Below are 16,341 nucleotides of genomic sequence, written 5' to 3'. Positions count from 1 at the left end.
CAAAATCAGGTTCTTAGATGGCACAGACCAATGGTATGAAACTCAGGATCGGCGTGGTGGGATGCGGCAACATTTCACTCGCCTATATGCGCAACGCGCCGCTGTTTTCCGGCGTCGAAATCACCGCCTGTGCAGATCTCAACACAGACGCCGCCAAGCGCCGCGCGGCGGAGTTCGATCTGCGGGCGGCTGACGTCGATAGCCTCATTGACGATAGGAACATCGACCTCATCCTCAACCTGACGATCCCGGCTGCGCATTTTGACGTTTCGATACGGGCGCTGTCGGCAGGCAAGCATGTCTTCACGGAGAAGCCGCTCTGTGTCACGGCCGCCGAAGGACGTAGCTTGGTGGATGCCGCCGCCGTAACGGGCCTCATGCTCGGCTCGGCGCCAGACACGTTCCTCGGGGCGGCCGGACGCCATGCCCGGCGGCAGATGGAAGCCGGCGCCATCGGCAAGCCGGTGACTGGAACAGCCTTCATGATGGGGCGCGGCATGGAGCACTGGCATCCGGATCCCAGCTTTTATTACCAGGCCGGCGCAGGCCCGCTGATGGATATGGGGCCTTATTATCTGACGATGATGGTCAATCTGATGGGGCCGATCCGCCGTGTGCAGGCCGTCGCCACAAGCGGGCAGGAAGAGCGGCTCATCACGGCGGAGGGACCGAAGCAGGGCACCACGTTCAAGGTCGGCACGCCGACCAGTGTGCTGTCGCTGCTGGAATTCGATTGCGGCGCCACGGTCACCTTCGGCACCTCCTGGGACGTCTTCCGCCACTCCAATCACCCCATCGAGCTCCACGGAACCGAAGGCTCGCTGCGCCTGCCCGACCCCGACAATTTCGGCGGCTCCGTCGCGCTCTCCAGCCGCGGCGCGCCCTGGCAGGAAACGGATACATCCGGCGAACTGTTCGGTGCCGTCAATTGGCCGATCGCAGCGCCTGATCGGGCCAACTACCGCATGCTGGGTCTTGCCGATCTCGCGCGCGCAATCATCGAAGGCCGTAGGCCCCGCGCTTCGGGTGATCTGGCACTGCACGTGCTCGAAGTCATGGAAGCGATCCTGCGTGCAGGTGAAACCGGTACGGCGCAGACCATTTCGGGTATCGTCGCGCAGCCGAAAGAATTGCGGGAAGACGAAGCGAGGAGTTTGCTGGCATGACAGAACTGGACGAATCCGCCAAACGCGCCCTAGCGTGGCCTGGCGACCCGCAAACGCCGGTCGAAAGCTGCACCCCGGCGCTGGCGCGGCAGCAGTATCTCGATAGTTTCGCAGACATCCAGCGGCCGCTCGAAGACGTGGCCGAGATCCTGGAAAGGCATGTAGGCGCCGTCAGGTTGAAGATATGGCGCGGCCGCGCTGCGCCGCGCCAGGGCGCACCGGCCTTGCTTTATCTCCATGGCGGCGGCTTTGTCATCGGCGCGCCCGAAACTCATGAGGATATCGGCCGGACGCTTGCCAATATGGCGGGTGCCGTGGTGGTTTCGCCCGACTATCGCCTCGCCCCCGAACATCCCTTTCCGGCAGCGATCGACGACTGCGCCGCCGCACTCGTCTGGATGACGGAGCATGCGGATGAGCTCGGCATCGATCCCTTGCGGATTATCGTTGCCGGCGATAGCGCCGGCGGCAATTTGGCCGCCGTCGTCGCCCTGCTGGCGCGGGACGGACAGGTGCCTGATATCATCGGACAGGTGTTGATCTATCCAGTGACCGACCAGTTGCAGACAAGCGACAGCTACTCACGTTACGAAGAGGGTTTCGGCTTGACGGCCGCAGCGATGAAATGGTTCCGAGACCACTACCTGCCGGACGCCGAAAGCCGGTCGGATTGGCGCGCCTCGCCGCTGAGCGTGGCGTCGCTGACGGGCGTGGCGCCGGCACTGGTGATCCTTGCCGGATACGACGTGCTGTTCGACGAAGGGGCCGCTTATGCCGAGCGGCTCGGCACTGAGGCGAAGGCAACGACCCGGACCTGGCGCGGACAGATCCATGGCTTCGTATCGAAGCGGGGGGCCATTCCGGAGGCGCAAGAGGCCCTTGAAGCCATCGCAATGGCATGGCGCGCCATGGACCCTGCGCTTGCCCGTTGAGACGGGAACCCGCCCGGTCTCAAGCCGAGTCGCGCATAACAAGCGTCGCTTCGAGGATCACCCTGTTCGTCACAGGGGTCGTTCCATCATCCTCGCTTTCGATATGCGCCAGCAAAAGCTCCACGGATTTCGCGGCGATCTCGGGTGCGTTCTGGGCCATGGTCGTCAGTGACGGACAGGTATATCGGCTAAGCGGGTGATCGTCGTGTCCGGCGATGCGCACGTCGCACGTGTCGCTACGGCCGATTTTCAGTCCCGACGCAAAGGCGGCTGCCATCGCGCCGAAAGCGAAGCGGTCGTTGGCACATAGGAGCGTTTTGCCCGGAAGACCGCCAGTGCCAAGAATTCTCTGCATCTGCTCGTATCCGAGACGCTCGAATTCCCAGGAAGGTGGCGCGTCGCAATCGATGACCAGCGCAGTATGCCCTTCCCTCGCCATGGTCGCGCGGTAGCTCTCCTGCCGCTCGCCGGCATTTTCGGTCATATGCGGAATTTCCAGGAAGATCGGCGGCTCACCGGACCGGCAGAGATATTGCACAATGGCTGCCATGCTTTGAGCGTTATCGTTGCCGACATAGGGAAGGTCGGCGTCGGCAGGATTGTCGAAGCAGACGACGGGTATGGCATCCCTCAGCCTTTCCAGCGCGGAACGGCGCGAACCGGCTCCGAGCGGCGCCACGATCGCACCCGCGACCTTCAGCGAGAGCAGAGTCCGAACGGCCTCCGCCTCCAGCTCCGGCCTCGTGTGCGAAGAGATTTGGACGGGCCAGAATCCTCTTTCACGCAACTCCAGCTCAATCAGCGACACCACCTGCACATAAAAGGGATCCGACATGGTCGGGACCAGAATGCCGATATTCCTGGTCCGCTTGCGATTGAGATGCCGCGCGAAAAGGTTCGGCTCGAAATGCGACTTCTTCAGAGCCGCCTCGATCCGCTTGCGGGTCACCTCCTTGATCTGCGAGGGGTCATCGAAATATTTCGACAAGGTCGGACGCGAGACGCCGGCGGCGGTCGCGAAGTCGTCCATCGATTTATAGTTTTTCTTGGCCATTCAATTCCTTACTGGCGCGACGACGACAACCGATCGGCAATGATTCACGCAACGGCCGATCCTCTGGCGCGCCAAATCACGCATTCGGCAATTTGTACAGGTGATCTTCGGATCCTGAAGCGTCGAAAATCACCGCGTAAGCCGGCGTGATCCGTCGTTTTTGGTGCAGGCTCCGCCCTCCCTTTCGAAAATCGAAATATTCCCTTCACTGCGAATTGCACCGTCTGCGCCGCGTGGTTGCAAAAGGTGCTTGTTTCAGCACCCCAAATTCCCAAATTTGCAGTGAAGACGCCAGGTTCCACGCTTTTCATTCTGTTGGGTAAACTTTCATTTGTTTACGAAAGTAAAGAAAAAATGCATCACAAGCAACACAAATGCTGTAGAAAATTACTGCCGATGTCAATCAATTTTATTGTTTTCCATCAATGATTTAACTCAACACGCACCGTGCATCCCGGCCTCCCATCTTTTCCCGATCGCAGTTCTTCATTGACAGCAAGGGGCTCCAGGGAACCTACTTTGCCTACGATCTTGAGGAGGATCGAATAACTGATCTTTGGGAGGCACAGATGAATATCAGAAAATTCGGCGTGACCATGCGGGCGGCCGTAGCGGTATGGGCGCTCTGCGCCACATCCGCGTTTGCCGACACCACCATCGAGTTCATTCAATGGTGGGAACCCGAAATGCCGTCCGGCGCCCTGCGCGGCATTATGAACGATTTCGAGGCCAAAAATCCCGGCATTAAGGTGACGCTGGTTAGCGGTCCCTATGCCACGACGCGTGACCAGATCGTCGTCGGCGCAGCCTCCGGAACGCTGAGCGACGTGGTAGGGCTGGATGGTGCCTGGGTAAACGGGCTCTCCAAGCAGGGCGCGATCGCCTCGATGGACGAACTGATGGAGAAGGCGAAATACGACAAGAGCCAGATCACCGATATCGTCAAGGTCGATGGCAAGAGCGTGATGTTCCCGCTGGCATCCTTCGTCTACCCGGTCTTCGTCAATCTGGATATCTCCAAGGCAGCCGGCGTCGACAAGCTGCCGACCACGCGCACGGAATTCGCCGAAGCCGCGAAGAAGATGACCGACGCCTCGAAGAACCAGTACGGCTGGGTTCTGCCGCTGTCGCTGCAGTCTCCGAGTGGAATCCAGAACGACGTGATGTCCTGGGTCTGGGCCTCCGGCGCCTCGATGATGAAGGACGGCAAGCCTGACCTCGAAAATGCCGCCGTCGTCGGCACGCTCGACTATATCGCCTCCCTCAACAAGGAAGGCGTTATTTCTCCCGGCATCTTCGCCAAGAAGGAACAGGACAAGGTCGAGGAATTCGTCAACGGCCGCGTCGGCATGATGGTGGATTCCCTCGCCCATGTGAACCTCATCCGCGAGCGCAATCCGAAGCTCAATTTCGGCATCTCCGCCTTGCCGGCCACTGACGGCTACACAGGCAAGCGCGGCATGCCCTATGCGTCCTGGGGCATCGGCATCAGCGAGGGCAGCCAGCACAAGGAAGAGGCCTGGAAGCTCGTCGAATACCTGATGAGCCCTGACGTCAACGGCCGTCTGGTCTCGATTGCCAACGCCTTCCCCGGCAACGTCCATGCCAAGCCGGACTTCGTGGCCTCGGACCCGATCTTCGCGGAAGCCTTCAAAATCTTCCAGAGCGGTTATCCGGCGAACGAATTCGTCGGCCTTCCGGTTGCCGAAGAGCTGATGCGCGACATGAATGTCGAAGTTCAGAAGATGTTCGACGGCGGGCAGTCAGCCAAGGAGGCAGCTGCCAACACCGAGAAGGCTTGGCTGGCGAAGTTCTAAGCACGTCGCTTTCACGGATCACCGGCAGCGCAAACAGGCGCTGCCGGTGCAAGTCGTCAAATTTCGGCAGAATAGAAAGTCACAGCTCATGAACCATTCGGCTACGGCTCTGGTCGTTGCGCAATCCAAAGCGCGGAGAAAAGGATGGCTTCGTTACAGCACCTTGAGGAAGCTGGTGCCGTATTTCTACGTTTCGCCGGCGAGCCTGCTGCTTGTGCTGCTGATGCTGTTCCCCATGGTGATGGTCTTCAGATATTCGCTGATGGATGGCGCCATCATGAAAAAGGACGCTGCCTTCGCGGGCGTCCAGAATTATATGACCATCTTCGAAAATCCGGTCTTCTGGCAGTCGGTGGTACAGACGCTTTACTTCACGATCATGAGCGTCGTCTTCCACTTCATCATCGGCCTGGCATTCGCGCTGCTGTTGAACACCAACCGCGTCGATCCGCTTATTCGCAGCATCCTGCGTGTACTCTTCATCCTGCCCTGGCTGTTCACCGCCGTCATCATCGCCATCATCTGGCGCCTGCTGCTCGACCCGAACGGCGTCATCAACAGCGTGCTGATGGCGCTCCATATCATCAACTTCAAGGTCGAGTGGTTTTCGTCGACACGCACCGCCATTCACGCTTTGACCTTCGCAAACATCTGGGCAGGCTATCCGCTCTACATGGTCAGCCTGCTCGCCGGCCTCCAGGGCATTTCGAAGGAGCTTTACGAGGCAGCCGGTATCGACGGCGCGAACGAAGTGCAAAAGTTCTGGTACATCACCATTCCGCAGCTGATGCCGATCATCATCAGCATCGCGCTCCTCGATTTCATCTGGACGATGCAGGTTTTTCCGCTGGTGTGGATGACGACGGGCGGCGGCCCGATCTATTCGACGGAAGTGCTTTCCACCTTCACCTATAAGCTCGCCTTCTCCCAGTACGAATTCTCACTGGCTTCGGCGAGTGCGATGATCATCCTGATTATCTCGATGAGCGTTACCTATTTCTATATCAAACACCAGCAGCGCAGGTAACCGCCATGGCAAAGCGTTCCTTCAAGAGTTCGGCATTGCCGACCATCCTGACCTATCTCGGCCTGGCGATCGGTCTTGTCTTCTCCACCTTTCCGATCGTGTGGATGTTTTTCAGCTCACTGAAATCGAATACGGAAATCTTCGCGCTTCCGCCGCGGCTGTTGCCGGATGATTTTACGGTGGCCGCCTATCTGACGATCTTCAACGATCCGGTGAAAGTCCGGTTCTTCATCAACAGCTACTTTGTCGCCGGCGTCGTCACCTGCCTGACTCTGGTCGTCGCGATCGTGACCGCCTACGGCTTCAGCCGCTATCAGTTCCGGTTCAAGAACACCTTGAACATCTTCATCATCAGCACCCAGACCGTTCCGCCGATCACCCTTCTCATCCCCTATTTCGGAATGGTGGTCGCCTTCAGGATCTTCGATACCTATCTGGCGCTGATCCTCACCTACATGGTCTTCACCCTGCCTTACGCCGTCCTGCTGATGACAGGCTATCTCAACACGCTGCCGAAAGAACTGGACGAGGCCGTCCTTGTCGACGGCGGCTCGAGCTGGACGGCGCTTTGGCGCGTCATCGTTCCCGTCTCCATCCCCGGGATCGTCGCCACGGCGGTCTACACGTTTCTGCTAGCCTGGAACGAATTCCTCTTTGCGCTGACGCTGACGAAATCGATGAACCTCAGAACGGTTCCGATCGGTATCCAGCTTCTGATGGGCCAGCACGCCTTCGAATGGAACGAGATGATGGCGATGAGCGTGCTCGGTTCCCTGCCCCTCCTGGTCCTTTATCTGGTTGCTCAACGCTACTTCCTGGCGGGCATGACCGCCGGCTCAGTCAAAAGCTGATGGGGCGCTGATCGCGTTTCGAATTTCATAACGGGAGCAAAGCGCTGCGGCTAACGCCGACGTCCCAATCCCGCAGGGCATCGCCGACCTCGGCTCTGTTAGGTGCCCCGGTACGACCGCCAAACACTTGGCACTTGAGCGCCGCCGCCATGGATGCAAAGCGCATCGTCTTTTCGATTGGCATGCCTTCCGCAGTAGCCAGCGCAAAAGCGCCATGGAAGATATCGCCGGCTGCGAGCGTATCGACGGCCCTCACCTTCGGAGCGGCAAGATGGACGACTTCGCCGGTCAGGTCATCGAACCAGAAGCAGCCGTATTCGCCAGCGGTGACGCTGATGAAAGCATGCTCGAACTTTCGTTTCAAAAGGCCGACGACCTTCACCAGCTCGGCTGCTCCAGAAAGCCGTTCGGCCGCCGGCTGCGAGAACACGATGTGGCTGGCTGCCGGCGCCAGCATCTCGATCACGCCATCGCTTGCGACATCACCATCGAGAATGGCCGGCTTGCCTGCCTCTCGGGCTCCCAACAGCGTCCGCAGTGCGAGCTTCGGCCACCGGACGTCAACCAGAACCGCGTCGAAAGAAGAAATGTCCTCTGCTGTGACCGGCTTGACCGTCTCGTGCAGGCCCGCATCGTAGAAAGGCACAATGAGGCGCTCGCCCTGATCATCGACAAGGATGGTAGAGATCGCCGAGCGGGCGCCTTCCACACGCAGCATGCCGCTCGTATCTATACCGCTCTCGCTGAGATCGGCAATGATGCGATCGCCGGTGGCGTCATTGCCGACGGCACCCCAGAGGCTGGCATGGCCGCCCAGCCGGGCGACCGCAAAGGCGGCGCTCGACGCCATGCCCTCGGCGATCTTCAGCATGTCGTAGGGCAGAATTTTGCCCTGGCCGGTGGGTAGCGAACGGACGCGAAACAGGGTGTCCATAACCGCCGCGCCGACACACAAGACGCGGCGCGCCAGACCTGGAGGCTGCTCGAAGGCAGTAGAAGTCGTCAAAACTGTTATCTCACCCGCTCACTTGACGGCTCCGGCCGTCAGGCCCGCCACGATCTGCCGTTGCGCAAATACCGTCAAGATCAGCACAGGCAAGGTGACGATCAACGCGGCAGCCGCGAGCGGTCCCCAACTGACCTGTTCGAACGAGAGCATGTTGTAAACCGCAACAGGAAGCGTGCGCGTCTCGCGGCTGGCAAGCACGATGCCGAAGACGAAGTTGTTCCACGAGAAGATGACCGACAGGATGAAGGCGACGACGATGCCCGGCCTGGCGATCGGCAAGGCGACCAGGCGGAAAACCTGCCAGGGTGTTGCACCATCGATGCTTGCAGCCTCTTCCAGCTCCATCGGCGTCGTCTCGAAATAGCCGATCATGATCCACACGACGATCGGCACGGTGACGACGAGATGGATGATGATTTGCGGCATGAGTGTGCCGAGCAGGTTCAGCCACTGGAACAGCAGGAAGAGCGGGATCAGGAAGGAAAGGCCGGGCGTCATGCGCGCTATCATGATGACCATCGCGGACTTCTCCGCCTTCAGCCGTGCGATGCCGTATCCGGCCGGTACGCCAATCAGCAGCGCCAGAAGTGTGGCCGCACCCGTCACCAGCACCGAATTCCAAAGATAGAGGAAGAAGTTGTTCTCTTCGAAGACCTTCAGATAATTCGACCAGGCCAAGCGCTCCGGAATGAAGATCGGCGGATAGGCGCCGCTGTCGATCTCATATTTCAGTGACAGCGAGATCATCCAGAGGAAGAACAGGACGACCGGCGAGATCATCACCAGGGCAACAAACAGCAGTCCGATGCGATCGAGTGTCTTGCGCTTCATCAGCGTGCCTCCCCGTCGGACCAGTTCACGCGCTGCCGGAGCATCATAAGGACGAAGGAGAGCAGGACGATGAGGATGAAGAAGATAACCGCCATCGCCGAACCATAGCCGATATCGTAATAGGCGAAAGCGGTGTTGTAGAGATAGATGTTGATCGTCTCCGACGCCGTGCCGGGACCGCCTTGGGTCATGGCATAGATGATGTCGAAACTTTTCACCGCATCGATGCTGCGGATGATCACGGCAATCATCAGGAACGGCGCGATCATCGGCAGCGTCAGATAGCGGAATTTCTGCCAGACATTGGCGCCGTCGATTTCAGCACTTTCATAGGGCTCGCGCGGAACCGCTGCCAGACCGCCGAGCACGATCAGCATGATAAGCGGCGTCCACTGCCAGGTCTCGACCAGCACCAGCGACGGGATGACGCTGCTCTGATTATAGATCCACTCCTGCGGGCCGATGCCGATGAAGGAGAGGAGATAGTTAAGGACGCCGAGCTGCGGATGGAACATCATCGTCCAGACGAGGGCAATGGCGACGGGTGTGGCCATCATCGGCATCACGAATATGCCGCGTATAAGACCGCGCAACGGAAATTGAGCATCGAAAATCAGCGCCGCGAGCGTCCCGAGAAACAGGGGAACCACCACCGAGAGCGTCGTATAGACCACCGTATGCCACAGCGACTCCCAAAAACGCATGTCGGTGGCGAGGCGTACGTAATTGTCCAGCCCCGCAAAGACCTGCGACTGGCCGAGCGTCCAGCTGTTGACGCTCATCCAGACCGTAAACACCCACGGAAAGACGATGACGGCGGCTATGACGATGAGCGCCGGGATGACGAACGGCCAGTAGTTGGGAGCAAACCGGTCCGGTTTGCTCCTTCCTTTCAACGTCTTGGCCACGGCAGCCGTTTCGATGCTTGTCGAGGCCATTATCCCTCGCTTTTTGCCAGGACGGGTTCGAACTGTGCCGTCGCTGCCTTCAGTTCTGTTTCGGGATCGGCGCCGCCGATCATGTTGGTGAGACCGACGCCATAGACGTCGCGGAACTCGGTGACCGGAATGATGACCGGCAGCGCGAGCTGCGAGATCTTGCCGGAACCGACGACGGCATCAAGCCATGCACCCGGCATTTTGACGCCTTCGCGAACCTTTGCGTCCTCGAGGACGGACTGGCGGAAAGGAACACCGGCGCCGGCTTGCAGCAGACGCGCGCCCATTTCATGCGAAATCGCCCATTGGCAGAAGAGATAGCCGGCCTCCTTTTTCTGGCTTGCCGCGACGACGCCAAGCCCGTCGCCGAAAGTGCCCGCGGCCTGTGCCTTCGGACCTTTCGGCATGATGCCGTAACCGACCTGGCCGACGACGCGCGACTTTTCCGGATTCTCGATCGGCGGCGCAAAACCAACGCCATCCAGCCACATGCCGATCTTGCCCTGCAGAAAGGCAGACTGCGCCTCGGCCCAGTTGAAGCCGGAGACGCCGGGAGGGGCTGTCTTGGTCATCAGCCTTTGATAGAGCTTGGCCGCATCGATCGCTTCCTGCGATGTCGTGCGCAGCTTGCCATCAGGGCCGAGCGGGCTCGAGCCATAGCCGAGCAGCAGCGACGTCCAGACCGGCGTATTGGCGTTCTTCAGGCCGCGGGCGACGAAGCCGTAGGTGTTGCTCGAAGGATCGGTGAGCGCCTCCGCAGCACTGGCGAGTTCTTCGAACGTCGTCGGGTAGGAAAGCCCCTTCTTCTCGAACAGCGCCTTGTTCCAATAGATGATCCAGTAATCGACCGAGAATGGAAGCGAACGCAGAACGCCGTCCGGATCTTTGGCAAAAGTCAGGCCGGCTTCGGCAAAGTCGGTTTCAACCAGAGACGGGTCGGTCAGAGAGGGGTCCTTGAGGAAACCGCCGATATCGGCAAGCCAGCCGCCCTTTTCGAACTGCCGCTTCTGGACATGATAGCTCATGTGCACGACGTCGAAGCTCGGCTTGCCGGAGCTCAGCTCGATGGTCGTCTTCTGACGCTGCTGTTGTTCGGGCGTCGCTTCGGCATTGACCTTGATGCCGGTGAGTTCCTCGAATTCAGACAGGTACTTCAGAAGTATTTCGCTGCGTGGGCTCTTGACCAGGTTGACTTCGAGCGTCGTGCCGGCAAAGCGCTTCCAATCGACGGCAGCCGATGCCAACCGCACGCCGAGCATGCTGCTGGCGCCAAAAGCGGCCGTACCCGCCAGAAAGCCGCGCCTCGTCGGGTTCAAAAACGATGACATGTGGTACCTCCTCCTTTTGCCGGCGATCTCCTCACCCCCGGCTGTTTATTTCCGATTATATCCTGAGCGCACGATCTCTTGCGTGATTGATGTGTGCGACAAGGCTGTTGACGGCGTCCTCCGCCGATCGTCGTTCGATCGCCTCGAGCACTTTCAGATGCTCGCCCATGACAGGTCCGACGTGACCATCGATGCGAAAACGGTCCTGACTGATCAGGCGCATCTTGATCGAGTTCACCCGGTAGGCATTCGAGATGATGGTATTTCCAAGCGCATCGATAAAGGCATCGTGCATGCCCCAATCGACAGCTTGCGCGTGCACCTCCAACTCGTGCGATCCATCGCCGTTTCGAATGGCGTCGGCGATATCTCGATGCTGCTTCAGCAGCCCGGCGATCGTCTCGTCCGACGCAGAGCGGGTGAAAAGCGCGACTGCTTCCTTCTCCAGGAAGACGCGCAGCTGGAACGCCTCGCGAATAAGGTTCAGGTCGATATGCGCAATCTGCAACCCCCGCTGGGGCACCGTCTTGATCAGGCCTTCGGCTTCGAGCCTCGGGATGAGTTCGCGGATGGCGCCAAGCGTCAACCCCGTCAGCTCAACGAGGCGGCGCTGCGAAACGAACTGGCCGGGGCGCACGTCACGCGCAAGAAGGTGGCGTGTGAAGCTCTCATACGCCTTTTCCCGCAGTGTCGGCTGCTCGTCCGTTCCGTCCATCGCCTCTCCCAGAAGCATGTCCAACCTATGCCGCTTTCGAGCGGAAAAGAGTGTCGAACGCAAGAGCGAGTTGCGCCTGCCCTTCGCCGGATATTGAAACGAGTGGCGGGCGAACCGCAAGCCAGATTTCATCCGACGTGAGGTGAGCGACCATCGCTTTCACAGCAGCGGTCACCGGAAATTTCAGCAGTTCGTCAACGAAATCCTCGATGCGGGAATCGTCCTTGCCGTCTTCTGCCATCAGCTTGACTTCGTGGGGTACGAAATTCGCCATGCCGGAGATCGCACCCTGGCCGCCAAGCCGCACGCCCTTCGCCAGATGACGTTCGTCCCCCACCAGGATGACAAGATCGCCATGCGCCTTCAACAGCGCTTCCGTGAACGGCCAGTCGCCGGAAGAATCCTTGACGCCCGTGACGATATTGGGAAAGGCGGTCCGCAGCCGGCCGATCAGCGATACGCTCAGCGGGACCATGGTGACCGAGGGAATGTTGTAGACGATAATGTCTCGCGCCTTCTCGCCCAGGATGGCGAAAACAGCCGAAAACCACTGGAAGACGCCGTCGTCAGTGACGTTTTTGAAGTAGGAAGGGGGAGCAAGAAGGATATTGCGGGCTCCCTCGGAAAGCGCATGCCCGGCCTGCATCGCCGCATCCTCGGCCGCGTCGACCAGCACGCCGACGATGATTTGCTTTGCTGCTATCCCATTATCAAGCATGGAAGTGAGAACACGTTCACGTTCCTTGGTTCCGATGGAAGAACCTTCACCCGTCGTCCCGAACAGCGTCACGCTCGAACATCCGGCCGCGAGGCTTCGCCGTGCCTGCTCGATCATCGCCTCGATCATGATGCCGCCGTGGCTGTCGAATGGTGTGGCGAGAGCGACTGAGAGCCCGAATTTTTGTGTCAAATATGCCTCCTCCCAATTACCGGCTCAGATGTAGCAGACTAACATGTTAGATGTAAAGAGGTGATTGCACACCGTCTCGTTACACGATTTGTCGCGGCCGCGGCTTACCTCCGGTCAACTGGCACGCCTTGCTGTTGGCGCGTTCGCCCGCACGAGCGCCATCAGCATCGGGCCGATCGCAAACTCACCCCTCTCGGTCCTGCGGGTCAGATCTCTGAGATAACCGCCGGGCGAGTTGATGTGGCCTCCCCTTTCCAGAATGCAGGCAATCACGGTGGCGGCATTTTCCGGCCCCATGCCGGAGCAGGCTTCCTCATAGGCCGAGGGACTGACGCCGAGCATCGAGCGCACGACGACAGCAGCCGACATCAAATCTCGCCAGTTGCCGATGGTTCCGCCAGGCCCGTAGTCGAGAATACCGGGGCAGGCTTGGAGGACGAGGCCGAGCGGGAAGGATTTCAGGTTATGCCCGGCCCCTGGATCGGCGGCGCCCCCCGCCCTGTTGCCGGAAAGCTTCGGTTGTTTCAGTCTTTGCTCGTCCGGCGGTCCGGCATTCGGTTCAAGATCGGCAACTGCCGTTTCGCCCTGCTTCGTTTCGAAGCTTGGTTCAAGTTCATGAGAGGAGTTGGGATTTGAACTCTGTTTGTGATGCTCAATCTGAGACTCATTGGCGTCTATTTTTTGTGTGTTTATCTGCTTTTCCAGCAAGTTGACGATTTCAGCCCGAAGCAACCCCATCTCATCGAGTAGCGGGGTCAATTGCTCAGTGGTCGCCACGCGCGGAATCCGGGCGAGGAGCGTTCGAAACATCACCGAAATGCCTTCCCAATCACCGGAGACCTCTTCTTCGAAGGCCGTCGCAATCAGCTTGGAGATGTCGCGCCGGCAAATGGTCAACCGTTCCCTGACTGCGCGCAGCAGTTCCCGGTCGGCAACCGCCTGGGCGGCCAGGTTTTCGATTTCCACTGCACGCGCCAGAAGCGGTGCTACGCTGAACCCGAAGGCCTCGCCGACGGTCCCTGCCCTGTCGCGTCGCGCATAGCGCTTTCCATTCGGGCTGTCCTTGCGCAGGATCAGGCCGGCCTCGACCAGAACGGCAAGATGCCGCCTGAGGGTCGCTGGCGTCATGCCGCGGGCGCGAAGCGAAAGCTGCGCATTCGACGGGAAGACAATCAGGCCCTTCTCCTCGGAGATCTCGTCGTCTGGGTAGAAGGTCAGAAGCGCGTCGAGCACCGTCAGCGCCCGATCGGTAACGCCGAGCGCCGGCCGCGCTTCGCAGATCGCCCTGAACAGCTTCCACTTGCTGCGCTTCATCCCCGGCTCGATGGTCTCGGCCAGTTGCTGGCTTGCCAGCATGCCAAGAGACATCGGCCGCCGCCCAAAGGGCGTCGTCACATATCCACTCTCCATTTGCCTTTACCTTCGTTCAGGCAAAAGAAAACCATCCACCAATTTGGTGCCTAAGACGCTTGACTGTGATTCGTGGAAATGCGATTCTCGATGTGCTTAAGATCTGAGAAGGGCTTCCACGACGGCGTCGTTGGGGGCCTTTTTCTTTTGCGCGCTACGCTCCTCTGTCCTTGTTGAACTCCTGGAACAGGCCCTTCAGCCTTTCCTGGACGAATTGATCGAAACCGGGTGCGGTCTTGGCGTCGAAGACGAAGGTTGCACCGGACGCTGTCTTTTTGATCATGACAGGCACGCCACTAACCTGGGTTTTGGCCACCGCCGGTTTCGGCGCAGCCGTCTTCTTCGTTGCCAGAACGAGTGCCCGCTGAAACCGCTCGTCGCTCGAAATTTTGCGCGCGTCGTCCGCGGACAACTCCACGATCATCTTGTCGACGTCGGCTTTCTCAAGCCGCTCGCCCAATTCCAACCATCGGCGGCGGCCGATATCAGGTGCCGCACCTATGGCGTTGACGAGGTCCAGGGGAACCTGTCGTATGACGATCAGCATTCTCGACAGCGCCGCCTTGTCCACGCCGAGAGCCGCCATGATGACATCGCGGCCAAAGCTGCGTTCCTCGAGCCGCGATGCGAAGAGCGCGCGCTCGATGTAGGAGAGATTGGTTCGAGCGCTGTTTTCCTGTCCCTGGCTGACGACCAGCTGACCGTCGGTGAGATCGCGGACGACCGCGCGCACCCGGATGCCGATTTCTCGGGTGGCAGCTAGGCGCCGATGGCCGTAGGCGACCTGATAGCGTCCCCTGGTTTCGGGATGAGGGCGGACAAGGATCGGAACCTGCTGCCCATGCTCGCGGATCTGCTCGACAAGTTGCGCGAGTTCGGCCGCGTCGATCGCCAATCGATCGCTGACGAAGGAAGCATCGATCAGTCCGGGATCGAGTTCGACGACGGTCTGGCCGGCAGCGAGCTGCCGTTCCAGCTCACTTGCCCGCTCCATCTTCTCGGTAATGTTGCCGAGCGTCTTGGTGATACCGCCGACAGGCGCGGCACTGCGCTCCTGCGGCACGAATCCGGCGATCGGGCGATTGTCACGCGGTGCGACTGCGTCCATCCTTTCCGGGTTTGGAGCGGAAATTTCGATGAGGTTCTTGCGCGCCATCTGCTATTTCCTCCCCCAGGTCGAGCGAATATGCGCCTCGATCTCGCCGTTCACGAGATTAAGGGACTCCAGAGCCCGATCGTAGGTTCCGCGTGTGAACTGCGACCGCTCGACCTCGTAGAGTGTCTGCTTGGTGACGCCGGCGTCGGCCACTGCCGTCGACTTCACCATGGCGTTGTGGAGCATTCGATTGCCAAAGATCGCCCGCATGAAGCCGGTCATCTGGCTTTGCGGTCCGTCGTTCGGCTCGAACCGCGTCACCAGATAGCGCATCCAGTCATAGCTGGTACGCCCTCCGGCCTTTTCGACGACCGACATCAACTCACTCGTCATCGTCAGAAACTGCGACATCGACATGACATCCAGCATCTGCGGGTGGACCGTGATCAAGACCGAGGTGGCCGCGCAGAGCGCCGACATCGTCAGGAACCCCAGCTGCGGCGGGCAGTCGATGACCACGACGTCGTAAAGGCTTTCGATCTCCGTCAGGACTTCGCCGATGCGGGCAAAGAACATCGTCTCCGCCGTACCCGACGCCATCGCCTTCGGCGTCTCGTGCTCGAATTCCATCAGCTCGAGATTGCCCGGAATGAGATGCAGATTGGGCGTGTAGGTGGCGCGCACGATGTCGGCGATGGGGCGCGGCTCCTCATATCGGATCGCCCCATAGATCGTTTCGCCCTCTCCGACGTCGAACTCCGGCTGATGACCGAACAAGGCGGACAAGGAGGCCTGCGGATCGAGGTCGACGGCGAGCACGCGGTAGCCCCTAAGCGCCATGAACTGCGCCAGATGGGCCGCAGTAGTGGTCTTGCCCGAGCCACCCTTGAAGTTCATGACGGAGATGATCTGGAGCTTTTCCCCGGGCCGGCGGGCCGGCACATATTTCGGCGTTCCGTTTCGCTCGTCGAGGACCCGGCGAATCCGGTCCATGTCCGTTGCACTGTAAAGCCGCCGTCCGTTTGCGAGCGGATCGGGCCCATGGCCGTCGGCGGCTACTTGGCGGAGATAACCTTCGCCGATGCCGATAAAGGCTGCAGCTTCCGCCGGCGAAAATGTTCTGATGGTCTTTTGCGAGAGCGGGGGAAAGATTTTTGCCTGATGCTGCTGAAGTTGATAGGATAACTCCTTCGCATCTGTTGCCAGAAGCGATGGGAGGTGCTCTTGATCGTCTTGAAGAGCAAGACTCGGCTGCAT

15 protein-coding genes are annotated in these 16,341 nt (G+C 59.7%); 5 read left to right on the top strand and 10 right to left on the bottom strand.

Annotation, left to right across the window (positions count from 1 at the left end; all coding sequences use genetic code 11):
* The first annotated feature begins 17 nt into the window (after positions 1-17).
* Together N1937_RS23960 and N1937_RS23955 are read left to right on the top strand one after the other, a co-directional pair.
* Complete coding sequence (locus tag N1937_RS23960; RefSeq protein WP_260059457.1) at positions 18-1,166, top strand: Gfo/Idh/MocA family protein; 1,149 nt, start codon at positions 18-20, stop codon at positions 1,164-1,166.
* Positions 1,163-2,098 (top strand): alpha/beta hydrolase, encoded by a 936-nt coding sequence (locus N1937_RS23955; protein ID WP_260059456.1) that lies wholly within the window; start codon positions 1,163-1,165, stop codon positions 2,096-2,098. The genes N1937_RS23960 and N1937_RS23955 overlap by 4 nt, the downstream gene beginning before the upstream one ends.
* 19 nt (positions 2,099-2,117) lie before the next feature.
* Here the strand turns inward: N1937_RS23955 and N1937_RS23950 are convergent, their stop codons facing one another.
* Entirely contained in the window at positions 2,118-3,152 is a 1,035-nt protein-coding gene (locus tag N1937_RS23950) for a LacI family DNA-binding transcriptional regulator (protein WP_170259694.1), read from the bottom strand.
* Between the two features lie 569 nt (positions 3,153-3,721).
* Here N1937_RS23950 and N1937_RS23945 point away from each other — a divergent pair.
* From N1937_RS23945 to N1937_RS23935, 3 genes are all read left to right on the top strand, one after another.
* Complete coding sequence (locus N1937_RS23945) at positions 3,722-4,969, top strand: ABC transporter substrate-binding protein (protein WP_162115646.1); 1,248 nt, start codon at positions 3,722-3,724, stop codon at positions 4,967-4,969.
* An 88-nt stretch (positions 4,970-5,057) separates the two neighbouring features.
* Positions 5,058-5,996, top strand: coding sequence for a carbohydrate ABC transporter permease (locus N1937_RS23940; RefSeq protein ID WP_222280675.1), 939 nt, complete (start codon positions 5,058-5,060; stop codon positions 5,994-5,996).
* Positions 5,997-6,001: 5 nt separating this feature from the next.
* Positions 6,002-6,847 (top strand): carbohydrate ABC transporter permease, encoded by an 846-nt coding sequence (locus tag N1937_RS23935; protein WP_017967361.1) that lies wholly within the window; start codon positions 6,002-6,004, stop codon positions 6,845-6,847.
* A 25-nt stretch (positions 6,848-6,872) separates the two neighbouring features.
* Here the strand turns inward: N1937_RS23935 and N1937_RS23930 are convergent, their stop codons facing one another.
* The 9 genes from N1937_RS23930 to repA form a co-directional block, all read right to left on the bottom strand.
* Entirely contained in the window at positions 6,873-7,853 is a 981-nt protein-coding gene (locus tag N1937_RS23930; protein WP_260059455.1) for a sugar kinase, read from the bottom strand.
* Between the two features lie 18 nt (positions 7,854-7,871).
* The gene (locus tag N1937_RS23925) at positions 7,872-8,687 is read right to left on the bottom strand and encodes a carbohydrate ABC transporter permease (RefSeq protein WP_170279704.1); all 816 of its coding nucleotides are present in this window, start codon (positions 8,685-8,687) and stop codon (positions 7,872-7,874) included.
* On the bottom strand, positions 8,687-9,625 hold the full coding sequence (locus N1937_RS23920; RefSeq protein ID WP_260059453.1) for a carbohydrate ABC transporter permease: 939 nt from the start codon (positions 9,623-9,625) through the stop codon (positions 8,687-8,689). The genes N1937_RS23925 and N1937_RS23920 overlap by 1 nt, the downstream gene beginning before the upstream one ends.
* Positions 9,625-10,953 carry an ABC transporter substrate-binding protein gene (locus N1937_RS23915; RefSeq protein WP_017967365.1) on the bottom strand — a complete coding sequence of 443 codons (1,329 nt, stop codon included), beginning with the start codon at positions 10,951-10,953 and terminating at the stop codon, positions 9,625-9,627. The genes N1937_RS23920 and N1937_RS23915 overlap by 1 nt, the downstream gene beginning before the upstream one ends.
* Positions 10,954-11,008: 55 nt before the next feature.
* Entirely contained in the window at positions 11,009-11,686 is a 678-nt protein-coding gene (locus N1937_RS23910; RefSeq protein ID WP_170276273.1) for a GntR family transcriptional regulator, read from the bottom strand.
* Positions 11,687-11,693: 7 nt separating this feature from the next.
* Entirely contained in the window at positions 11,694-12,578 is an 885-nt protein-coding gene (locus N1937_RS23905) for a dihydrodipicolinate synthase family protein (RefSeq protein WP_260059451.1), read from the bottom strand.
* A gap of 114 nt (positions 12,579-12,692) precedes the next feature.
* Complete coding sequence (gene repC / locus N1937_RS23900) at positions 12,693-13,988, bottom strand: plasmid replication protein RepC (protein WP_260059450.1); 1,296 nt, start codon at positions 13,986-13,988, stop codon at positions 12,693-12,695.
* A gap of 154 nt (positions 13,989-14,142) precedes the next feature.
* Positions 14,143-15,144, bottom strand: coding sequence for a plasmid partitioning protein RepB (gene repB / locus N1937_RS23895; protein ID WP_260059449.1), 1,002 nt, complete (start codon positions 15,142-15,144; stop codon positions 14,143-14,145).
* 3 nt (positions 15,145-15,147) lie between these two features.
* Positions 15,148-16,341 carry a plasmid partitioning protein RepA gene (repA, locus tag N1937_RS23890; protein ID WP_003550127.1) on the bottom strand — a complete coding sequence of 398 codons (1,194 nt, stop codon included), beginning with the start codon at positions 16,339-16,341 and terminating at the stop codon, positions 15,148-15,150.

The organism is Rhizobium sp. WSM4643, from assembly GCF_025152745.1.
Taxonomy (GTDB): Bacteria; Pseudomonadota; Alphaproteobacteria; order Rhizobiales; family Rhizobiaceae; genus Rhizobium; species Rhizobium leguminosarum_I.
Note: the sequence above shows the minus strand (reverse complement) of the source record. Positions and strands in the feature narration are given on the sequence as shown.

What these genes read in the sequence shown, in the direction of transcription:
- repB (WP_260059449.1), bottom strand. Translation starts at nt 15,144, where the DNA reads ATGGCGCGCAAGAACCTCATCGAAATTTCCGCTCCAAACCCGGAAAGG.
- N1937_RS23920 (WP_260059453.1), bottom strand. Translation starts at nt 9,625, where the DNA reads ATGGCCTCGACAAGCATCGAAACGGCTGCCGTGGCCAAGACGTTGAAA.
- N1937_RS23945 (WP_162115646.1), top strand. Translation starts at nt 3,722, where the DNA reads ATGAATATCAGAAAATTCGGCGTGACCATGCGGGCGGCCGTAGCGGTA.
- N1937_RS23940 (WP_222280675.1), top strand. Translation starts at nt 5,058, where the DNA reads ATGAACCATTCGGCTACGGCTCTGGTCGTTGCGCAATCCAAAGCGCGG.
- N1937_RS23910 (WP_170276273.1), bottom strand. Translation starts at nt 11,686, where the DNA reads ATGCTTCTGGGAGAGGCGATGGACGGAACGGACGAGCAGCCGACACTG.
- repC (WP_260059450.1), bottom strand. Translation starts at nt 13,988, where the DNA reads ATGGAGAGTGGATATGTGACGACGCCCTTTGGGCGGCGGCCGATGTCT.
- N1937_RS23915 (WP_017967365.1), bottom strand. Translation starts at nt 10,953, where the DNA reads ATGTCATCGTTTTTGAACCCGACGAGGCGCGGCTTTCTGGCGGGTACG.
- N1937_RS23960 (WP_260059457.1), top strand. Translation starts at nt 18, where the DNA reads ATGGCACAGACCAATGGTATGAAACTCAGGATCGGCGTGGTGGGATGC.
- N1937_RS23925 (WP_170279704.1), bottom strand. Translation starts at nt 8,687, where the DNA reads ATGAAGCGCAAGACACTCGATCGCATCGGACTGCTGTTTGTTGCCCTG.
- N1937_RS23955 (WP_260059456.1), top strand. Translation starts at nt 1,163, where the DNA reads ATGACAGAACTGGACGAATCCGCCAAACGCGCCCTAGCGTGGCCTGGC.
- repA (WP_003550127.1), bottom strand. Translation starts at nt 16,341, where the DNA reads ATGCAGCCGAGTCTTGCTCTTCAAGACGATCAAGAGCACCTCCCATCG.
- N1937_RS23950 (WP_170259694.1), bottom strand. Translation starts at nt 3,152, where the DNA reads ATGGCCAAGAAAAACTATAAATCGATGGACGACTTCGCGACCGCCGCC.
- N1937_RS23935 (WP_017967361.1), top strand. Translation starts at nt 6,002, where the DNA reads ATGGCAAAGCGTTCCTTCAAGAGTTCGGCATTGCCGACCATCCTGACC.